The following is a 1,665-nucleotide window of genomic DNA, read 5'->3' as shown; positions in this document are numbered from 1 at the left end:
CCCTTTCGCCACTCATTCATCATTTATTTATGTCAACCAAGCATGAGGAAAAGCAGAATTAAAGTTTTAAATCAGGCTAACTGTCACTGGCCGGACAGTTAGCCTTAGTCCGACAGGCTCCTAGCAATGACTCAACCACCCAGGGTTTTCCTGACGCTTGCCACGAACCTGGTCAAAATACATGGCCTGAAGCTTTTCGGTAATTGGACCACGCTTACCACAGCCAATCTTGCGTCCATCGTGTTCACAAATGGGCATCACTTCTGCCGCCGTACCGGTAAAGAATGCTTCCCGGGCGATATACACTTCATCCCGGGTAATACGCTTTTCCCGGACTTCCAGCCCAAGCTCTCTGGCAAAGTGGATGATCGTATCCCGGGTAATGCCTTCCAGGCAGGAAGTGAGTTCCGGTGTATAGAGAATGCCATCCTCTTTCACAATAAAGATATTCTCGCCACTGCCTTCGGCCACATAACCTTCATTATCCAGCAACAGGGCTTCTTCACAGCCACTGTCCAGTGCTTCCCGCAGGGCCAGCATGGAGTTCATGTAATTACCATTGGCCTTGGCTTTGCACATGGTGATATTTACATGGTGTCGTGTATAGGAAGAGGTACGAATTTTGATGCCCCTCTCAAGCGCTTCCGGGGACATGTAAGATGGCCAGTTCCAGGCAGCGACCATAGTATGAACCTGAAGGCCTTCAGCCCTTAACCCCATGCCTTCAGAACCCAGGAAACACATTGGGCGAAGGTAGGCTTCGTCCAGCCCATTCTCGCGAACAACGAGCTTCTGTGCTTCGTTCAATTCTTCTTTGCTGAAGGGGATTTCCATTCTCAGGATGTGGGCACTGCGAAACAGACGGTCAGTATGTTCCTTCAGACGGAAAATGGCAGGCCCTTCCGGCGTATGATAGGCTCTGACACCTTCAAAAACCCCCATGCCGTAATGCAGGGTGTGGGTCAGGACATGAGTTTTGGCTTCGCGCCAGGGAACTAACTCGCCATCTAACCAGATAACGCCATCACGATCGGCGAAAGACATTGATAAACTCCAGTTTCACATTGTTTTATCGCTATTGGATCATAAAAAAACGCAGGATGCCAAAGCCAGGTTCAGTGGACGCTTCATGATGTTTCAACATCCATGCACCGATTCCAGACGGAAATCACGTGCTGGCGAAAACATTCCGCAATCACCTCTTCCGCCACAGGCTCTTCATTCTGTAATGCCTTTTGATGGATACAGAGCCGGAAGGTTTTGTAGGCCTCCCGGAGCTGGCAGGCATCATCCTGACTTAGAATTCCTACCGTTTCCAGTTCTTCAGAGATCCGCACATTGTCGGTCCACTGCAACAGCGAAGGGTACTGGCTTGAGTACCGCAGAACGGCAAACTGCATCAGAAACTCAATATCGACAATGCCTCCCGGGTCATGCTTTAAATGGAACACGCCACCATTTTTTGATGCCGGGGAAGCAGGGTTTGATAACGAGCCGGTTGACCTGGTGCCCAGGTGTTCCCGCATTTTCTGGCGCATCTCCACAACATCATCACGCAGCTTTTGAATATTCCGTTGCTGGCCGAGAATGTCTGATCTGAGGCCTGCAAATTTCTGTGCAAGCGTTAAGTCCCCGGAAGCGCTTGAGAGGGGCATCAAAATTCGT

At 50.2% G+C, this 1,665-nt stretch carries 1 protein-coding gene and 1 pseudogene; both read right to left on the bottom strand.

Features of this window, described 5'->3' with window-relative positions:
• Positions 1-120: 120 nt before the first annotated feature.
• Positions 121-1,044: a branched-chain amino acid transaminase gene (locus tag KDK13_RS10840; protein WP_257284985.1), complete on the bottom strand. Its 924-nt coding sequence runs from the start codon at positions 1,042-1,044 to the stop codon at positions 121-123.
• Between the two features lie 83 nt (positions 1,045-1,127).
• A pseudogene (locus tag KDK13_RS10835) lies at positions 1,128-1,665 on the bottom strand (bifunctional glutamine synthetase adenylyltransferase/deadenyltransferase); the annotation flags it as partial.

It is taken from the genome of Endozoicomonas sp. SESOKO1 (genome assembly GCF_024606265.1).
GTDB lineage: Bacteria > Pseudomonadota > Gammaproteobacteria > Pseudomonadales > Endozoicomonadaceae > Endozoicomonas.
Note: the sequence above shows the minus strand (reverse complement) of the source record. Positions and strands in the feature narration are given on the sequence as shown.